This window comes from Amycolatopsis sp. WAC 01375 (genome assembly GCF_003947325.1).
Lineage (GTDB): Bacteria > Actinomycetota > Actinomycetes > Mycobacteriales > Pseudonocardiaceae > Amycolatopsis.
Genome location: NZ_QHHW01000043.1, coordinates 32,649 through 49,844, shown reverse-complemented (window position 1 = coordinate 49,844; position 17,196 = coordinate 32,649). Strand labels below are relative to the sequence as shown.

Sequence of the window (17,196 nt, the reverse complement as noted above, 5' to 3'; positions counted from 1 at the left end):
AATGGCACGGAAAACCCGATACCTCGCGCTGATGGCGACGACGGCGAGCACGCTCGCGCTCGCCGCCTGTGCGACCGAACAGCCGGCGGCGGAGGCCGGGAAGGGCGCGGCTCCGGCACCGGTCGTCGCCGATCCCGTGGCTGTCACCTATGACGGTGGCATCGTCCTCCTCGACGGGAAGACCTTGAAGGAGGCCAAGAACCTTCCGCTGGAGGGCTTCAACCGGCTCAACCCCGCCGGGAACGACCGGCACCTGCTTGTCTCGACCTCCACCGGGTTCCGGGTCCTGGACGCCGTCGGTGCCGTGCTGACGGACAACGAGGTGAAGGCGGCCAAGCCGGGACACGTCGTCCGGCACGCGGGCAAGACGGTGCTGTTCGCCGACGGGACCGGCGAGGTGACGGTCTTCGACCCGAAGACGATCGGCACCGCGGCCTTGCCCGCGCCGAAGCACAAGACGCCGGAAGCGCATCACGGCGTGGCCGTCGAACTCGCGAACGGCGAGCTGGTCACCACCGTCGGGAACAAGGACAAGCGATCCGGAATCGTGGTGCTGGACAAGGACAAGAAGGAGATCGCCCGCAACGAGCAGTGCCCCGGCGTGCACGGTGAAGCCGCCGCGCGTGGCGAAGCGGTCGTGGTCGGATGCCAGACCGGTGTGCTGATCTACCGCAACGGTGCCATCACCAAGGTGACCAGCCCGGATCCCTACGGCCGCATCGGGAACCAGGCGGGCTCGGACGTCTCCCCGATCACCTTGGGCGACTACAAGGTCGACGAAGCGGCCGAGCTCGAACGCCCGACCCGGATTTCCCTGATCGACACTGAGAAGGCGACGCTCAAGCACGTCGACATCGGGACCAGCTACACCTTCCGGTCGCTGGCCCGCGGCCCGCAGGGCGAGGCGCTGGTGCTGGGCACCGACGGTCAAATCCACGTCATCGACCCGGTGAGCGGTGCCGTGACGCGGAAGATCGCCGTCCTCGGAACCTGGCAGGAACCGATCGAGTGGCAGCAGCCGCGTCCGGCGATCTTCGTCCGGGGCGGAACCGCCTACGTCACCGATCCTGGCAAGAAGGAGATCCACTCGGTGGACCTCGCCTCGGGCACGAAGACCGCGACCGGCACGATTCCGGGAACGCCGAACGAGGTGAGCGGCGTCCTCGGGCACTGACCCACTCGTGAGTGGTAAGGAAGGTTCTAACCGTTCTTACCGCTCACGAGACGCGAGGATGAGCGGACGGCTCCTTCAGCGCTTCCGATGGTCCCGGCGCCGAGCTCTTATGTCGTGAAGGGCACCTTTGAGACCTTCATCGTCTCAAAGGTGCCCTTCACGACATCCCGACGACCGCGACCACTTACGTGAGCGCCTGACTGGAGTCCTTCACAGACTCGCGAGACCGGCTCACCCGCCGTAGGTACCTAAGACAACCTTGGCTCTGACCGTCCTTACCACTCACGAGCCCTGACCGGTCGGTACCGGTGCCCTCTTGCCCGGCCTTCATGTACTCGGCAAGGTGTGAAGGTCGAGTTTCCTCGGCTGAGCCGAGGGAAGGGGGCCTTCACGCGCAACCGCTGTGACTGCTGGTGCAGGTGGGGCATATGTGGCGATCATCGAGTCCGTGAAGGCCTCCTTGAGGGACCCAGAGTCCCTCAAGGAGGCCTTCACGGACCGGGCCCGAGATCAAACCGCAGCCGGAATCCGCGGGACTCGCGAGACGTTCACCGGCGGATGAGGCCGAGATCGGTCGCGGTGGCGACGGCGGCGGTGCGCGAGTCCACGCCGAGTTTGGAGTAGCTGCGGGCCAGGTGGGACTTCACGGTTCCTTCGGTCAGGTGGAGCCGCTCGGCGATGGCCCGGTTGGACAGACCGTCGGCGACCAGGACCAGTACTTCGATCTCGCGCAGCGTCAGCGCGGCCGAGGGCATCCGCATCCGGTTCATGAGCCGGTCGGCCACGGTCGGGGCGAGTGTGGTGCGTCCGGCGGCGGCGGTGCGCACGGCGGCCGCCAGGTTTTCGGGAGGGGCGTCTTTGAGGAGATAGCCGGTGGCACCCGCTTCGATGGCGGGCAGCGTGTCGGCGTCGGTGTCGAAGGTGGTGACGATCAGGACGCGAGGTGCGTCCGGCCGCGCGGTGATCACCGCGGTGGCTTCGGCCCCGGTCATGCCGGGGCCGAACCGCAGATCCATCAGCACGACGTCGATGTCGCCCTCGGCGGCGCGAGCCACCGCTTCCTCCGCGGTCGCGGCTTCGGCCGTGACGACGAGACCGGGTTCGGTTTCCAGCAAGGCGCGCAGTCCCGCCCGGACGATGGGGTGGTCGTCGGCCAGGAGCAGCCGGATCGGGGGTGAGGTCACGGGCGTTCCTCCGAATCGACGGGCAGCCGCACGGACAGGGTCGTGCCGTGGCCGGGGGAGGACTCGACGGTGAGCGTTCCGTCCAGTGCTTCGGTCCGCGTGCGCATCGCGCTGAGCCCGAAGCCGCTGTGCTCCGGGTGGAAGCCGATGCCGTCGTCGACGACCTCGAGGGTGGCGTGTTCCCCGAGGTAGCTCAAGGTGATCTCGGCGGTGGACGCGTCGGCGTGCCGGACTGTGTTCGCGAGGGCCGCCTGGCCGATGCGCAGCAACGTGACCTCGTGCGCGGTCGGCAGCGGAACGGGAGCCCCGGCGAGGCGGAAGCGTGCGATGAGCCGGTGCCGGGCGCTCGTGGTGGCGCAGAGCCGTTCCAGCGCGTCGGCCAGTGTGGTGTCGTCGAGCGCGGGAGGGGACAGGGCGACGACGAAGCGGCGGGCTTCGGCGAGGTTGTCCGCGGCCGCTTGACGTGCCTGCTCGACATACCGGGCGGCGTTCCCGGCGGTGTCGGGGAGAGTTCTCTCGGCGGCCCGCAACAGGAGTTGAATGCTCGACAGCCCTTGGGCGAGGGTGTCGTGGATTTCGTGGGCAAGCCGCTCCCGCTCGGCGAGCACTCCTGCCGCGTGCTGTGCCTCGGCGAGGTCGGCACGGGTGGCGGTGAGCTCCTCGATCAGGTCGCGGCGTTGTTCACTTTCGCGGTACAGCGCCTGGTATCCCCATACGACGGCGACCGCGACGGCGGCGCCGAGTGCCGGCCCGATCGCCGCCGCCGGGACGAAGGAACCCTGGTGGGCGGCGAACGCGGCGATGGCGGCCAACGCGGTCGCGATCACCGCGAACAGACCTTGACGGCGCGGGAGCAGATGCAACTGCAGGAAATACAGCGGGAAGGCGAGCCAGACACCGTCGGCGGTCAGCGCCAACAGGACCAGCCACACGATGCCCACGGCGATCAGCCACCACAGGGCAGCCTGCCGTGACGACCTGACGCGGGGCAGGAGCGGCCCGGCCGCGTACACCACACCGCACACCAGCGCCGTCGCGACGACGGCCACCGCGTGGGCCGAGCCGCCGGCCACCGCCCGCGTGGCCGCCAACGCGAGCAGCGCGGCGAACAGCAGGTGCAGACACCAGGTCAGCACCCGGCTGGTCGGGGTCAAAGCAGGCGTGGTGATCACAATGCGTCCAGATTACGGAGCAAGTTCGGCGAGCGCCTCTATCCAAAGGTAGAGGCGGCGTGCCGTCTTCCGACGGACGAAGTGCCATCTCCGGCCAGATGTCCTCGCCGGTCCCGGCGGCGATCGTGGAGAGGTACCCAGCCCACCTGCCGGAGAGGACAGACCAGAACCGTGTTCGTCGCCTGGAGAGACCTGAGATTCGCCAAGGGGCGGTTCGCCCTGATGGGTGCCGTCGTCGTGCTGATCACCCTGCTGGTCGGCCTGTTATCCGGGCTCACCGCGGGGTTGGGCGAGCAGAACATCTCCGCGATCACCGGCTTGCCCGCGGACAAGATCGTCTTCGCCGCTCCCGGTGACGGGCAGAGCCTTTCCTACGCCAACTCCGCTGTCACCGAGACACAACGACAGCGCTGGGCCGAGACCCCGGGCGTCACCGGCGCCGAACCCCTGGGCATCGCCACCACCAAGGCCACCGCGGGGAACCGCAGCGCCGGGATCTCCGTGTTCGGCGTGCGGACCGGTTCGGCACTCGCCCCGGACGGCGGGAGGATCACCGGTGATTCGGTGGTGCTGTCGACGTCCGCCGCCGAAGACTTGGGCGTGCGAAGCGGGGACACCATCACCGTGGCCGGACGTCCGCTGACGGTCGGCGCCGTGACCGGGGACGCCTGGTTCAGTCACACCCCGGTGGTGTGGGCGGCCCTCGACGTCTGGGCGAAGACGGCGCCGCCCTCGGGCGGCGAGCCGAGTGCGACCGTGCTCGCGCTGAACACCACCGCCGATGCCGATCTCGCGGCCACCGACCGCGCCGCCGGCACCCAGACGGTTTCGAAGAGCGACTCGTTGTCCGCGATCGGCTCCTACACCTCCGAAAACGGTTCACTTCAACTGATGCGCGGCTTCCTGTTCGCCATCTCCGCCCTCGTGATCGGCGCCTTCTTCACCGTCTGGACCATCCAGCGCAGCGGCGATATCGCCGTTCTCAAGGCGCTCGGAGCGAGTACGGCCTTCCTGTTGAAGGACGCGCTCGGCCAGGCTGTCGTACTACTCGTCGGCGGCACCGCCGTCGGAACCGGACTGGCCGTCGGCTTGGGGGCGGTCGTCGGCGGCTCCGCCGTGCCCTTCCTGCTGACACCCGCCACCGTTCTCGTCCCGGCCGCCGTGATGATCCTGCTCGGCGCGCTGGGGGCCGCGCTTTCCGTCCGCCGTATCACCTCCGTCGACCCGCTGACCGCACTCGGGAGTGCCCGATGAGTTTGAACTTGACCGGCATCACCCTCACCTATCCCGACGGCGACTCCCGCCTCACCGCACTCGACAACGTCACGCTGGACGTCCCCTCCGGCGCGCTCACCGCTGTCGCCGGGCCCTCCGGTTCCGGCAAGTCCAGCCTGCTCGCCGTCGCCGCCACACTCATCAGCCCGGACAGCGGGACCGTCACGATCGACGACACGGTGACCACCGGCCGGTCTCGCGCCGAACTCACCGAACTTCGCCGCCGCAAGATCGGGATCGTCTTCCAGCAACCGAATCTGCTGCCCTCCCTCACGGCGGCCGAACAACTTCAGGTCATGGCCCGGATCGACGGCCGCTCCCCGGCGGCGGCACGGGGTGTGGCGATGGACCTGCTCGACGCCGTCGGGCTCGCCCCGCAGGCCGGACGGCGCCCGCATCAGCTCTCCGGTGGGCAACGGCAACGGGTGAACATCGCGCGTGCGCTGATGAACGAACCCACCGTGCTGCTGGTCGACGAACCGACGAGCGCCCTCGACCACGACCGTGGCGCCGCGGTCATCGAGCTGATCACCCGCCTCACCCGCCAGCGGGCCACCGCCACCGTCCTGGTCACCCACGACCGAGTCCACCTCGCCGCGGTGGACAGGATCGTCGAAGTCCACGATGGACGGTTGGGCATTCCCTCGACGGCTGCGAACACGTAAAAGGATCCCGCGACTTCCAGGGAAGGGGAAGATTCGTTCCTTGCCGCGGTCGCACTTTCGAATTTCGAAGGCAATGGGAATACGTCATTCTTTCGGCCCGATTCCATCGAACTCGGCTGTTCGCAGCTATAACGTTGCGCGATGCTGTCAGGTTATGACCTGCGAGAAATGGACGACCGGTCTTTCGTACTTACGGAGGTACCCGTTCAAAGTTCCTCGCACTACTTTCCATTCCTGACAGCCCGACCGCGCAGACTGAGTCACGGAAGTCCTCTCTGGCGGGGACTTCGACGCCGATGTCGTAGATCCCGCCCTGCGTGAAGAATATTCGTTGCGGGCTGATTGTCCGAATTCGAACCCGGCCGCCGCGGCGATCCACTAAGGAAACTGGTGAATTCTTCTCCGGACCTCGAGCTCAGCCTGGACCTGCCTTTACGGAAGACGCGAAGCGAAGGGCCGGTCATACGGAAATACGGTGGCTCCTCGCTGGCCACGCCGGCAATGGTGAGCGACGTGGCCGCCGAAGTGGCCGCGATCGCCGAAGCGGGGAACCGGTTGGTCCTGGTCGTATCGGCGATGGGGGACACCACGGACAGGCTGATCGCCTTGGCCGGAGAGTTCGCCGAGCCACCGCATCCTCGAGAACTCGACCAGCTGATGGCGACAGGCGAACAGGTCTCCGCGTCGGTGATCGCCATGGCGCTGGCCGAGCGCGGGGTGCGGGCCGTGTCGTTGTCCGGTGACCAGGCGGGAATCGAGGTGACCGGCGAACCCGGGGCCGGGACCATCGTGCGGGTCGACCCCGGCAAGATCCTCACACGGCTGAGTGAATCGCAGGTCGTCGTGGTCGCGGGTTTCCAGGGACGGAACGCCGACGGCGAGCTGCTGACCCTGGGCAGGGGCGGTTCCGACACCACCGCGGTCGCGCTCGCGGCCGCGCTCGGCGGTGCCGAATGCGAGATCCGCACCGACGTCCACGGCGTTCGCACGGCCGACCCCAGGATCGTCCCGGAAACGCGTCCCGTCCGGACGATCTCCTACGACACCATGGCCGAGCTCGCCGGGCTCGGCGCCCGCGTGCTGCATCCCAGATCCGTCGAGCTCGCGCGCCGCCACGGGCTGGCGGTGCGGGTGATGCACTCCTCGGACCCCGGCCCGTCCACCGTCGTCACGGAGGAGGAACCGTCCCTGGAAGGCACTCCCCGGGTCATCGGCATCGCACACGAACGCGAGGTGCGGCTGGTCAGGGTCGAGGTTTCCGCCGACGGCCCGGATCGGTACGCCCGCGTGCTCACGATGCTCGCGAGGTGCGGGGTGAGACCGGACAACTTGAGCTGGCCCGATCCCGGCGAACTCCGGTTCACCGTCCGGGGTTCGAAGCCTCGCCTGCCGATCGCCGAACTCGCGATGGAGCTGGACGCCCGCTCCTCGGTTTTCGACGAGCTCGGCTCGGTCTCCGTGGTCGGCACCGCGCTGCTCGACCACCCCGGGTTCCTGCCCGAGTTGCTGCGAGTCCTCGCCGACCACCGGGTCACGGTGCCGTCGTTGACGACGTCGCAGTCGCGGCTCACCGCAGTGATCCCCGCAGACGCCATCGACATGACGGTCCGCGCCCTTCATGACTCGTTCGGCTTGGCGGAGGACAGGACATGAGCCCGTACGGACAGCCGTCGGGCCTGTTCACCACCGATGGCCTGGTCCTGACCTGCGACGGCCACGAACAGCGGGTTCGATGGCAGGCCGGTGATCGGCTCGAGCAGTTGTACGAGCGGCTTTGCGACCGGCTGCGCGCAGAAGGCCTCGGAGATCGCCTCGCGGTGGACGCCGGGGACACGAAGCTCACCTTCGCCGGACTGGACGAGCGGGCCAATCGTCTCGCCCGCCACCTTCGAGCGCGCGGAGTGCGGCCCGGCGATCGGATCGGGCTGCTCTTCGACGAACCTGTTCATCCCTACGTCGCGATGCTGGCCGTGCTCAAGGCCAACGCGGCGTACGTGCCCTTGGACGCGGGTTTCCCGGACGACCGACTGGCGTACATCGTCCGCGACGCCGATGTCCGGCTGGTGGTGTCGATCTCCGGTCTGCGTGACCGGTTCGATCCGGGCAGCGTCGAGCTGGTCTGCCTCGACGAGGACGCGGACCGGATCGCCGCCCTTCCGGGTGAGCGGCTCATCGTGGCCGAGAAGGGCGCTCCGGCGGACGAACTCTGTTACGTCGTCTACACGTCCGGTTCGACAGGGCGGCCGAAAGGCGTGACGATCGACCATGCCTCGATCTGCAACTTCGTCAGCGTCGCGGCCGACGTCTACGGCATCCGGGGCGCCGACCGGATGTACCAGGGCATGACGATCGCGTTCGACTTCTCGGTCGAGGAGATCTGGGTGCCGTTGCTGTGCGGCGCGACGCTCGTGCCGAAACCCGGCGGCGCGGCCCTCGTCGGCCACGACCTTCTCGAATTCTTGCGGGAGAACCGGATCACCGCGTTGTGCTGCGTTCCGACCCTGCTGGCCAGCCTCGACGAGGACCTGCCGCGGCTGCGGTTTCTCCTGGTGTCCGGTGAAGCGTGTCCCGAAGACCTCGTGCGCCGCTGGTACCGAGCGGGAAGGCGGTTCCTCAACGTCTACGGCCCGACAGAGGCCACGGTCACCGCGACGTGGTCGGTGCTGCGGCCGGACCGGCCGGTGACCATCGGGGTGCCGCTGCCCACGTATTCGGTCGTCATCCTCGATCCGGACGAGCCGCGGGCACTGGCCGCGGGCGAACTGGGGGAGATCGGCATCGCCGGGATCGGCCTCGCCGGGGGGTACCTGAACCGTCCCGACCTGACCGAGCGGGCGTTCATCCCGGACTTCCTCGGCATCGGGCACAACCCGTCCCACCGCATCTACCGCACCGGAGACCTCGGCCGGATCACCCCGGACGGGGAGATCGAATACCACGGGCGTGCGGATACCCAGGTGAAGATCCGCGGCTACCGAGTCGAGCTGACCGAGATCGAATCGGTACTGCTCCAGATCCCCGGGATCGCCCAGTCGGTGGTCGAGACCCACCATCCCGACGGCGGCACGACCGAACTCGTCGCCTACTACAGCCTCCGACACGGCAGGGCGGACATCGATTCCGGAGAGCTACGCCGTCGCCTGGCGGAACTGCTGCCGGGCTACATGGTGCCCGCCTATCTCGAACGACTCGACCACATCCCGCTGACACCGGCGGGCAAAGCCGACCGCAAGAATCTCCCGGCACCCAGCGGCTCGCGAACAACCGCGAGCGACGTCGGCTACGTGGCACCGGCCACCGAGACCGAGCTGCACCTGGCGGAGGCCTTGGGGCGGGTACTCGGGATCGAGCGAATCTCGGTGACGGGACATTTCTTCGACGACTACGGCGCCGACTCTCTGCTGCTGGCCAAGTTCTGCGCCCTGGTCCGGGAACGCGGCGACGTCGCGCCGTTGTCGGCGAAAGACGTCTACCTCAACCCCACTGTTCGCGGTCTCGCCGAGTCGGTTTCTACGTCGGTCCAGGTCACGGTCGTTCGTGCCGAGGAGCCGCGCCGGGCTTCCACGGCGTCGTATGTCCTCTGTGGAGTGTTCCAGCTCCTGGCCTTCCTCGCCTACGCCGCCGGTTCCGGTTGGATCCTGGACACGGGATTCACTTGGCTCGCCGCCGCGACCGGACTCGTCGACGGCTACGCGCGGGCCGTCGGGCTCGGGCTCGTCGTGTTCGTCGTCCTCTCCGTGGTGCCGATCCTGGCGAAGTGGGCACTCGTCGGACGATGGCAGCCGGGGGAGATCCCGCTGTGGAGTCCCGGCTACCTGCGCTTCTGGACGGTCAAGACACTCATCAGGTTCAGCCCGCTGATGCTGTTCACCGGCACGCCGTTGTACTCCTGGTATCTGCGGGCGCTCGGCGCGGACATCGGCAAGGGCGCCGTGATCCTGTCCCGGAACCCGCCGGTCTGCACCGATCTGCTCAGCATCGGCGACGGGGCCGTCATCCGGAAGGACGCCTACTTCTCGTGCTACCGCGCCAGGGCGGGCAGGATCCAGACCGGCCGGGTCTCCCTCGGCGACAACGCCTTCGTCGGTGAGATGACCGTGCTCGACATCGGCACGACGCTGGGCGACAACGCACAACTGGGCCACTCGTCGTCCTTGAACGCCGGACAGTCCGTCCCTGACGGCGAGAGCTGGCACGGGTCACCCGCCCGTCTCTCGACCGTGGACTACCGGGCGTTGCCGATCGTCGCACGTGGCAGGCTCAGGCCGTTCGTCTTCAGCGCGTCCAGCCTGCTGCTCCTGCTGCTGGTGACGCTTCCCGCGACGCTGGGCGGCGCGGACGTGCTCGCCGAGCGACTGTTCACGAAGACGGCGGACTTCACGAGCTGGGCCTTCTACCGCGGCCAGATCGCCGACTCGGCGCTGGTGTACTTCGGGGCACTGTGCGCCGGGCTGGCCGTCGTCCTCACGATCCCACGTCTGCTCGGCCTGTTCCTCCGGCCGGACCGGGTCTACCCGCTCTACGGGAGGCATTTCGCGATCCAGCGGCTGATCGCGCGGCTGACAAACCTCCGTGCGTTCACCTACCTCTTCGGCGACAGCAGCTACATCGTGCACTACCTGCGCGCGTTGGGGTACGACCTGTCGAAGGTCCAGCAGACCGGATCCAACTTCGGGGTCGAGGTCAAGCACGAAACGCCGTTCCTCAGCACGGTCGGTACCGGGACGATGGTCTCGGACGGCCTTTCGCTGCTCAACGCGGACTTCTCGGCCTCGTCGTTCCGGCTGCGCAGGACTTCCGTGGCACCACAGGCGTTCCTGGGCAACGAGATCGCTTATCCACCGGACGCGCGGATCGGCCGGAACTGCCTGCTGGCCACCAAGGTCCTCGTGCCCTTGGACGGGCCGATCAGGGAGAACGTCGGCCTGCTCGGGTCACCCGCGTTCGAGATCCCCCGGACCGTCCGCCGTGACACCGGTTTCGACCATCTCAGCACCGGGGACGCCCTGCGCCGTGGCCTGCGAGCGAAAAACCGGCACAACACCGTCACCATCTTCGTCTACCTGCTGGTGCATTGGCTCCACCTGCTCGGGGTCCTGCTGATCGGCGCGGCCGCCGGTGCCCTGCACGAGCGGCTCGGCCCACTCGCCATCGGCGCCGGCATCGTGGCGACACTGGTGTTCTCGGTCTCGTTCCTCATGCTGGCGGAACTCGGAGTGCAGGGCTTCCGGTCGATGCGGCCGCGGTTCTGCTCGATCTACGATCCGGCCTTCTGGCGGCACGAGCGGTTCTGGAAGCTCAGCCCCGCCCGCTACCTCGCGTTGTTCGACGGGACTCCGTTCAAACCCTTCCTTCTGCGCTGCCTCGGCGTCCGGATCGGTCGGCGTGTCTTCGACGACGGATGCGCGATCCCCGAACGGTCCTTGGTGAGCATCGGCGACGACTGCGTGCTCAACCTGCACACCGTCGTCCAAGGACATTCGCTCGAAGACGGCCTGTTCAAGTCCGACTACGTCACCATCGGCGCGGGGTGCACGATCGGCACCGGCGCGTTCGTCCACTATGGAGTGACGATGGCGGACGGGGCGATCGCCGAGGCGGACGCGTTCCTGATGAAGGGCACCGCCGCCCCGGCCCGCACTCGCTGGCACGCCAATCCGGCGGTCGAACTCGACACGGCGGAAGAGAGCACCGCGGTGGCAAGGAGACTGTCATGACGCACGCCCCCACGGCGAGGCGGGCGCCGAGGTGATCGCGCGCCACAGGGCCACTGGTTGGTATTATTATACCGGCAAGTGCTAGGGTGCTGGTATAATAATACCACCGGCCACGCGAGGATCCCATGATCGAACTGAAGACGCCCGCCGAGATCGACCGCATGCACGTGACCGGGCGTTTCGTCGCCGAGGTGCTCACCGAGGTCGGCAGCATCGCCGACGTCGGCGTCAACCTGATGGACCTGGAACACCACGTGCGCGGCATGATCCAGCGGCGCGGGGCGGAGTCGTGCTACTGGGACTACGCGCCGTCCTTCGGCAAGGGCCCGTTTCGCAACGTCATCTGCCTGGCGGTCAACGACGCCGTCCTGCACGGCCTGCCCCACGACTACTCGCTGCGCGACGGAGACGTGCTCACCGCGGACCTGGCAGTGAAGATCGACGGCTGGGCGGCCGACTCGGCGCGCACGATCATCGTCGGGACGCCCGCCGAGGAGGACCTGCGGATCATCCACGCCACCGAGGAGGCCTTGGAGGCGGCGATCGAGGTGGCGCGTCCCGGCAACCGGCTGGGTGACATCTCCGCGGCCATCTGGGCGGTCGCCCGCGACTACGGCTATCCGGTGAACACCGAGTTCGGCGGCCACGGCATCGGCCGCACCATGCACGAGGAACTCCACATCCCCAACAAGGGCAAAGCGGGCCGCGGCCTGAAGCTCCAGGCGGGACTGACCGTCGCGCTCGAGCCCTGGTTCGCCCGCACGACGGACAAGATCATCTTCGACGACGACGGCTGGACCATCCGTTCCGCGGACGGTTCACGCACGGCCCACTCCGAACACACGGTGGCCATCACCGAAGACGGGCCCTTGCTGCTCACCCGGCGCGAGCACGAGACGCCCGTCGCCCCTCTGTCCACAAAGGACTCCGGGCGCGTCGAGTGATCTTCGGCACGCGCTTTGCCCTTTCGGGCAGCATCGATGTGCACAACAGGCAGCGTCACGGGCACGAACATCGGTGGCGTCTACAACATGTACTCGAGTGACACTCTGGGATATCGGCAGGGTGTCGGCTTCCCGGCACCGTGACGATCGCCTGAACCGGTGTCGACGGCGGTCGTTTCGGCTCATGCTTGAATCAAGTCATGAGCAATCCGTTGGTCGCGCCGGTCAAGGACTCGACGACTGCGGTGTCGGGCGTGCCGTTGCTGGAAGGCGCGCTCGACCTGAAGTCGGCGATCGAGAGCGGCGACTGGGCTTCGGTCGCCATGGGCGCGGTGGGCACCGCGCTGGACGCGCTGACGGCCGTGATGGACCCGTTCGGCGCGGTTCTCGCCGCCGGTGTGGGCTGGTTGATCGAGCACGTGGGCCCGTTGAAGGAGGCGCTCAACGCGCTCACCGGCAACGCGGACGAGATCGCGGCGCAGGCGGAGACCTGGACGAACATCGCCAAGGAACTCGGGACCGTTTCGATCGAGCTGGTGGATCTGGTCGAGAAGGATCTCGGTAGCTGGACGGGGGAGGCGGCCGACGCGTACCGCGAACAGGCCAAGAACACCTCCACGCTGATCGAGAGCGCGCAGAAGGGGAGCGAGGGCGCGGGCAGCGGGGTGAAGACGGCAGGGGAGGTCGTCGCCGCGGTCCGGACGCTGGTCCGGGACATCATCGCCGAACTCATCGGGCACCTGATCTCCTGGGCGCTGCAGGTGGTGTTCACGCTCGGCATCGGGTTGGCGTGGGTGGTACCGCAGGTGGTGGCGGCGGTGGCGAAGACCGCGTCGAAGATCGCCGGTCTCACCACGAAGCTGGTGAAGGCGCTCAAGGGCCTGGTCCCGTTGTTGAAGAAGGCGGGCGATCTGTTCGACGACGCCGGGAAGGCGTTGAAGAACCTCAAGGGCGGGACGGTCACGCCGTCCGGCAAGCCCAAGGACATCAACGTCAAATCCCCCGAGCCGAAGCCCAAACCCAAACCCGACGAGGAAGGCACCAGCCCCTCTGGCGACCACACCGGCCCATCCGGGGACAAGGGCGGATCCGGCGGGGACAGAGGTGGTTCGGGCGGCGGGGACAGGAACGGCAACACCGGTCCGGCGGGGGACAACGTCACCCCATCGGGGGCGGGGGGCAGCCGTGGCGGCGGAAGCAACGGAAACCCGCCCCCGGCCCGCACCGACCCGCCGCCCAAGCAGTCCGCGCCCGACGAGATGAACCTCTGTGGCGACCCGATCGACATCGCCACCGGCGAGGTCGTGATGGTGCAGGACGATCTGTCGCTGGCCGGACCGCTGCCGATCCGGATCCGCCGCACCCACATGTCGAGCTATCGGTCGGGCACCGGCTTCGGCCGCTCCTGGGCATCGACCGCTGATCTACGGCTGGAGCTCACCGCCGAACACGCCCGGTTCTTTTCCGACGACGGCACGGCGCCGACGTTCCCGTTGCCGGAGCCGGGGCGGCCGACGGAATCGACGGCCGGGCCTTCGCGAGCGCTGCTCGTGGACGAGGCCGGCACCTATCGGCTGGAGACCTGGGATTCCGGGATCACCCTGTACTTCGCTCCGGTCCCGGGTGCGCCGTCACGAGTGCTGCCGGTGACCGCGTTCGAGCTCGGCGAAGACGGGCCGCGGATCGAGGTGGACCACGACGCTGACGGCGCCGGCGCGCGCTGGCGGCATTCCGACGGGCGGGTACTGGAGATCGACCGCGCCCGCGGCCGGATCCAGGCCCTGCGGATGACCGATCCGGTGCATGGCCAGAACGTCTTCGTCATGCGCTATGGCTACGACGACGCGGGCAACCTCACCGAGGTGACCAACTCCTCCGGCCGGGCACTGCGGTTCGACTACGACCCTGACGGCAGGCTGGCGGAATGGCAGGACCGCAACGGGATCTGGTACCGCTACGTCTACGACGCGGCCGGACGCTGTGTGCGCACGGTCGGGGATCGCGGATTCCTCGACTGCACCTTCGAATACGAGCCGAAACGGACGCGCTACACGGATTCCCTCGGCCACGTCACGGTCTTCGAGCTCGACGCCGCGCATCACGTGGTGCGCGAGACGGATCCGCTCGGCGCGACCACCGTCTTCACCTGGGACGAGCGGGACCGGATGCGGTCGAAGACGGATCCGCTCGGCCGGACCACGCGGTTCAGCTACAACGCCGAGGGCGAGATCTCGAAGGTCACCCGGCCCGACGGCAGTGTGGTGCTGGTGAACCGGTCCGACGACGGCGCGGTCGACGGACTGGTGGCCGACGAAGGTGACCACACCCGTTACCGGGCCTACCCGGACGGTCTGGGGCCGGATCCGCGGCAGGATCCGGTCGGGGTTTCCGGCTCGATCAACCTCGAGACCGGCCCGGCATCCGACGACTCCGGGACCGAGGACCACGACCTGTTCGGCAGGCCGCGTTCGGTCCCGCACGGCAGGGGACGGGCCCGGATCGGCTGGACCGTGGAAGGGCTGCGGGCCTGGCGGGTCGGTTCGCTGAGCGAGCGGCAGAGCTGGCGCTACGACAGCGAAGGCAACGAGATCGAACACGTCGACCCGGCGGGGCGCACGACCCGCCGCGAGTACGGCCCATTCGACATGCTGACCGCGGAGATCGATCCGGCGGGTGGGCGCACCCAGTACACCTACGACACCGAGTTGCGGCCGGTCGTGGTGACCAACCCGAACGGGCTGACCTGGGCCTATGAATACGATCCCGCGGGCCGTCTCATCCGGCAGACCGACTTCGACGGCCGAGCGCATACCTACGCCTACGACGCGGCAGGCCAGCTGATCCGGTCCGTCGACCCCGCCGGGCGAGTCACGGAATACGGCTACGACCTGATCGGCAACCTGGTCCGGATCCGCACCGACGACACGGAGACCACCTACGCCTACGACGTGGTCGGCGAGCTGGTCCGTGCGGACGACGGCGAGTCCGTGGTGGAGTTCGAACGGGACGACAACGGCCGGACGGTGCGCACGGTCACCGACGGGCTGGAAGTGGTCTTCGCGTACGACTCCGCGGAGGGGACGATCAGTCGTCGAACCCCTTCCGGCGCAACGAGTGTGTGGTCCTTCGACAAGGAGGAGCGGCCGAGCGCGCTGTCGACCGCCGAGCACGTCGTCGACTACGCCTACGACGCCGAGGGTCGTCCGATCGAGCGGCGCGTCGACCAGGGCGCCCGGTTGCGGCAGCAGTTCGACGCCGACGACCGGATCATCGGCCAGACCCTCACCGACGCGACAGGCGCCGTACTGCGGCACCGCGAGTTCGCCAGGTCGGCCGACGGCGACCTCACCGCGATCCGTGACGCCGCGGGAGGCGAATCCTTCGGACGCGACGCGGCCGGGCGGATCACCACCCACCTGGTCGACAACGTGCGCGAGGACATCGCCTACGACCAGGCGGGCAAGGTCGTGCAGTGGGCCACCACGACCATGGCTTATCCCGAAGCCGGGCCGCGCACGTACGACCTCAACACGATCACCAGCGCCGGAGTGATCCGCTACGAGCACGACGGGAGCGGACGGCGTACCGCCCGGCACGAAGGTGACCGGATCTGGCGGTACGAGTGGGACGCGCGCAACCGGCTGACCGGGCTCACCACGCCGGACGGCCGCCGCTGGCGGTACCGCTACGACCCGCTCGGCCGTCGCACGGCGAAGGAACTGCTCGCCACGGACGGCCGGGTCGTCGAGCAGACGCGTTTCGTCTGGGACGGCAACTCGCTGATCGAGCAGGCGCACACCGGCCCGGCGGGTGCCACGGTCACCACCTGGGAGCGGCGGCCGGACACCGAGGAACCCGTCACCCAGACCGAACACGGCAACGCGCCGGCCCGGTTCCGCGCTTTCGTGAACGACTCCATCGGGACCCCGACCGATCTGCTCGACCCGTTCGGCACGCCGAGCTGGAGCGGCCGCTGGACGCTGTGGGGCTTGCCGTTGACCGGGTTCCCCGGCACGCCGCTGCGGTTCCCCGGCCAGTACCTGGACGCGGAAAGCGGACTGCACTACAACCTACACCGCTACTTCGACCCGGCCACCGCGCGCTACCTCAGCCAGGATCCGCTCGGCCTCCCCGCCGGGCCCGATCCGGCCGGTTACCCGCATGACCCGACCTCGGGTTCGGATCCGCTCGGCCTGGTGTGGTGCGACAAGAAACGCAAGCACGTCGACGGTCCGGACACCAGCGGGACCGGGCACAACGCGGGCAACACCGGTGGCAGCGCGAAACGTCCGCGAACCGAGAACGACAACGCCAATCGCGGCGGCCGCACCAAGAACCAGGCGGGCACCACCGAAGAGGTCCGGGCCACCTACGACAAGAACTCCACTCGCGGGAAGGACTTTGTCAACACGCCTGACCCCAAGCAGGTCACCGACGTGGACGCGCTGAACAAGAACTCGATCATCCGCAACAAGACGGACCAGAACGGCGAGGTGTACGGGGAGAACAACCTGAGCGAGAAGCTGGTGGAGACCCTGGAGAACACCCCGAAGAAGAACCCCAAGCCGGGCGAGAGCCAGTTCCTCAGCGCCGACGAGAAGTGGATCCGCGGCCACCTCGAGAACGGTGACATGGGTGGGCCGGGCAACTCGGACAACATGATCCCGCTGACCCACACCGCGAACATGAACTACAAGAAGCTCGAATCGAGCCTCCAGACCTACGTCGACCTCAAAAACGCCCTGGGGAACCGGGACGCCTCCGACATCGGCATCGACTTCCGGGTCAAGCCCAGCGACGAGGTGAAGTTCCCCAAATCGGACAACGACTTCGAACGCGGCATCCGCGACCACGTCGAGATCAACACCCAGTACACCGGGATCACCCCGGACATCGCCAAACGGCTGATGGACAGCAAGATGGACGTCCCGCTGCCGGATCTGCCCCCGCTGGGGACCAAGTTCGACACCATCAGCGGCAAGTTCACCAAACCCGACGGCACCGAGTGGGTCAAGAACCCGAAGGGCCATGACCTCAGTCAATACCTGTGAGTGCGAGGCGCTCT

Annotated in this window: 9 protein-coding genes; 7 read left to right on the top strand and 2 right to left on the bottom strand. The window is 68.2% G+C overall.

Annotation, left to right across the window (positions count from 1 at the left end; all coding sequences use genetic code 11):
• Nucleotide 1: 1 nt before the first annotated feature.
• Nucleotides 2–1,174, top strand: coding sequence for a zinc metallochaperone AztD (aztD, locus tag DL991_RS29495; protein WP_125787626.1), 1,173 nt, complete (start codon nt 2–4; stop codon nt 1,172–1,174).
• A 548-nt stretch (nt 1,175–1,722) separates the two neighbouring features.
• Here the strand turns inward: aztD and DL991_RS29490 are convergent.
• Both DL991_RS29490 and DL991_RS29485 read right to left on the bottom strand, forming a co-directional pair.
• Nucleotides 1,723–2,358, bottom strand: coding sequence for a response regulator transcription factor (locus tag DL991_RS29490; RefSeq protein WP_125787625.1), 636 nt, complete (start codon nt 2,356–2,358; stop codon nt 1,723–1,725).
• Nucleotides 2,355–3,530, bottom strand: coding sequence for a sensor histidine kinase (locus tag DL991_RS29485; RefSeq protein ID WP_125787624.1), 1,176 nt, complete (start codon nt 3,528–3,530; stop codon nt 2,355–2,357). Before DL991_RS29485 ends, DL991_RS29490 begins: the two co-directional genes overlap by 4 nt.
• Nucleotides 3,531–3,701: 171 nt before the next feature.
• Between DL991_RS29485 and DL991_RS29480 the strand changes: the two genes are divergently transcribed.
• From DL991_RS29480 to DL991_RS29455, 6 genes are all read left to right on the top strand, one after another.
• Nucleotides 3,702–4,784: an ABC transporter permease gene (locus DL991_RS29480; RefSeq protein WP_125787623.1), complete on the top strand. Its 1,083-nt coding sequence runs from the start codon at nt 3,702–3,704 to the stop codon at nt 4,782–4,784.
• A complete protein-coding gene (locus tag DL991_RS29475; protein WP_125787622.1) occupies nt 4,781–5,470 on the top strand; it encodes an ABC transporter ATP-binding protein in 690 nt (229 codons plus the stop codon). The genes DL991_RS29480 and DL991_RS29475 overlap by 4 nt, the downstream gene beginning before the upstream one ends.
• Before the next feature lie 390 nt (nt 5,471–5,860).
• Complete coding sequence (locus DL991_RS29470) at nt 5,861–7,123, top strand: aspartate kinase (RefSeq protein WP_255433379.1); 1,263 nt, start codon at nt 5,861–5,863, stop codon at nt 7,121–7,123.
• The gene (locus DL991_RS29465) at nt 7,120–11,187 is read left to right on the top strand and encodes a Pls/PosA family non-ribosomal peptide synthetase (RefSeq protein WP_125787621.1); all 4,068 of its coding nucleotides are present in this window, start codon (nt 7,120–7,122) and stop codon (nt 11,185–11,187) included. The genes DL991_RS29470 and DL991_RS29465 overlap by 4 nt, the downstream gene beginning before the upstream one ends.
• Nucleotides 11,188–11,312: 125 nt before the next feature.
• Nucleotides 11,313–12,131 carry a type I methionyl aminopeptidase gene (map, locus tag DL991_RS29460; RefSeq protein WP_125787620.1) on the top strand — a complete coding sequence of 273 codons (819 nt, stop codon included), beginning with the start codon at nt 11,313–11,315 and terminating at the stop codon, nt 12,129–12,131.
• Between the two features lie 200 nt (nt 12,132–12,331).
• Nucleotides 12,332–17,182, top strand: coding sequence for a DUF6531 domain-containing protein (locus DL991_RS29455; protein WP_125787619.1), 4,851 nt, complete (start codon nt 12,332–12,334; stop codon nt 17,180–17,182).
• Nucleotides 17,183–17,196: the final 14 nt, after the last annotated feature.

Coding starts and splice junctions, on each gene's coding strand:
- aztD (WP_125787626.1), top strand. CDS start 2: ATGGCACGGAAAACCCGATACCTCGCGCTGATGGCGACGACGGCGAGC.
- DL991_RS29475 (WP_125787622.1), top strand. CDS start 4,781: ATGAGTTTGAACTTGACCGGCATCACCCTCACCTATCCCGACGGCGAC.
- DL991_RS29465 (WP_125787621.1), top strand. CDS start 7,120: ATGAGCCCGTACGGACAGCCGTCGGGCCTGTTCACCACCGATGGCCTG.
- map (WP_125787620.1), top strand. CDS start 11,313: ATGATCGAACTGAAGACGCCCGCCGAGATCGACCGCATGCACGTGACC.
- DL991_RS29455 (WP_125787619.1), top strand. CDS start 12,332: ATGAGCAATCCGTTGGTCGCGCCGGTCAAGGACTCGACGACTGCGGTG.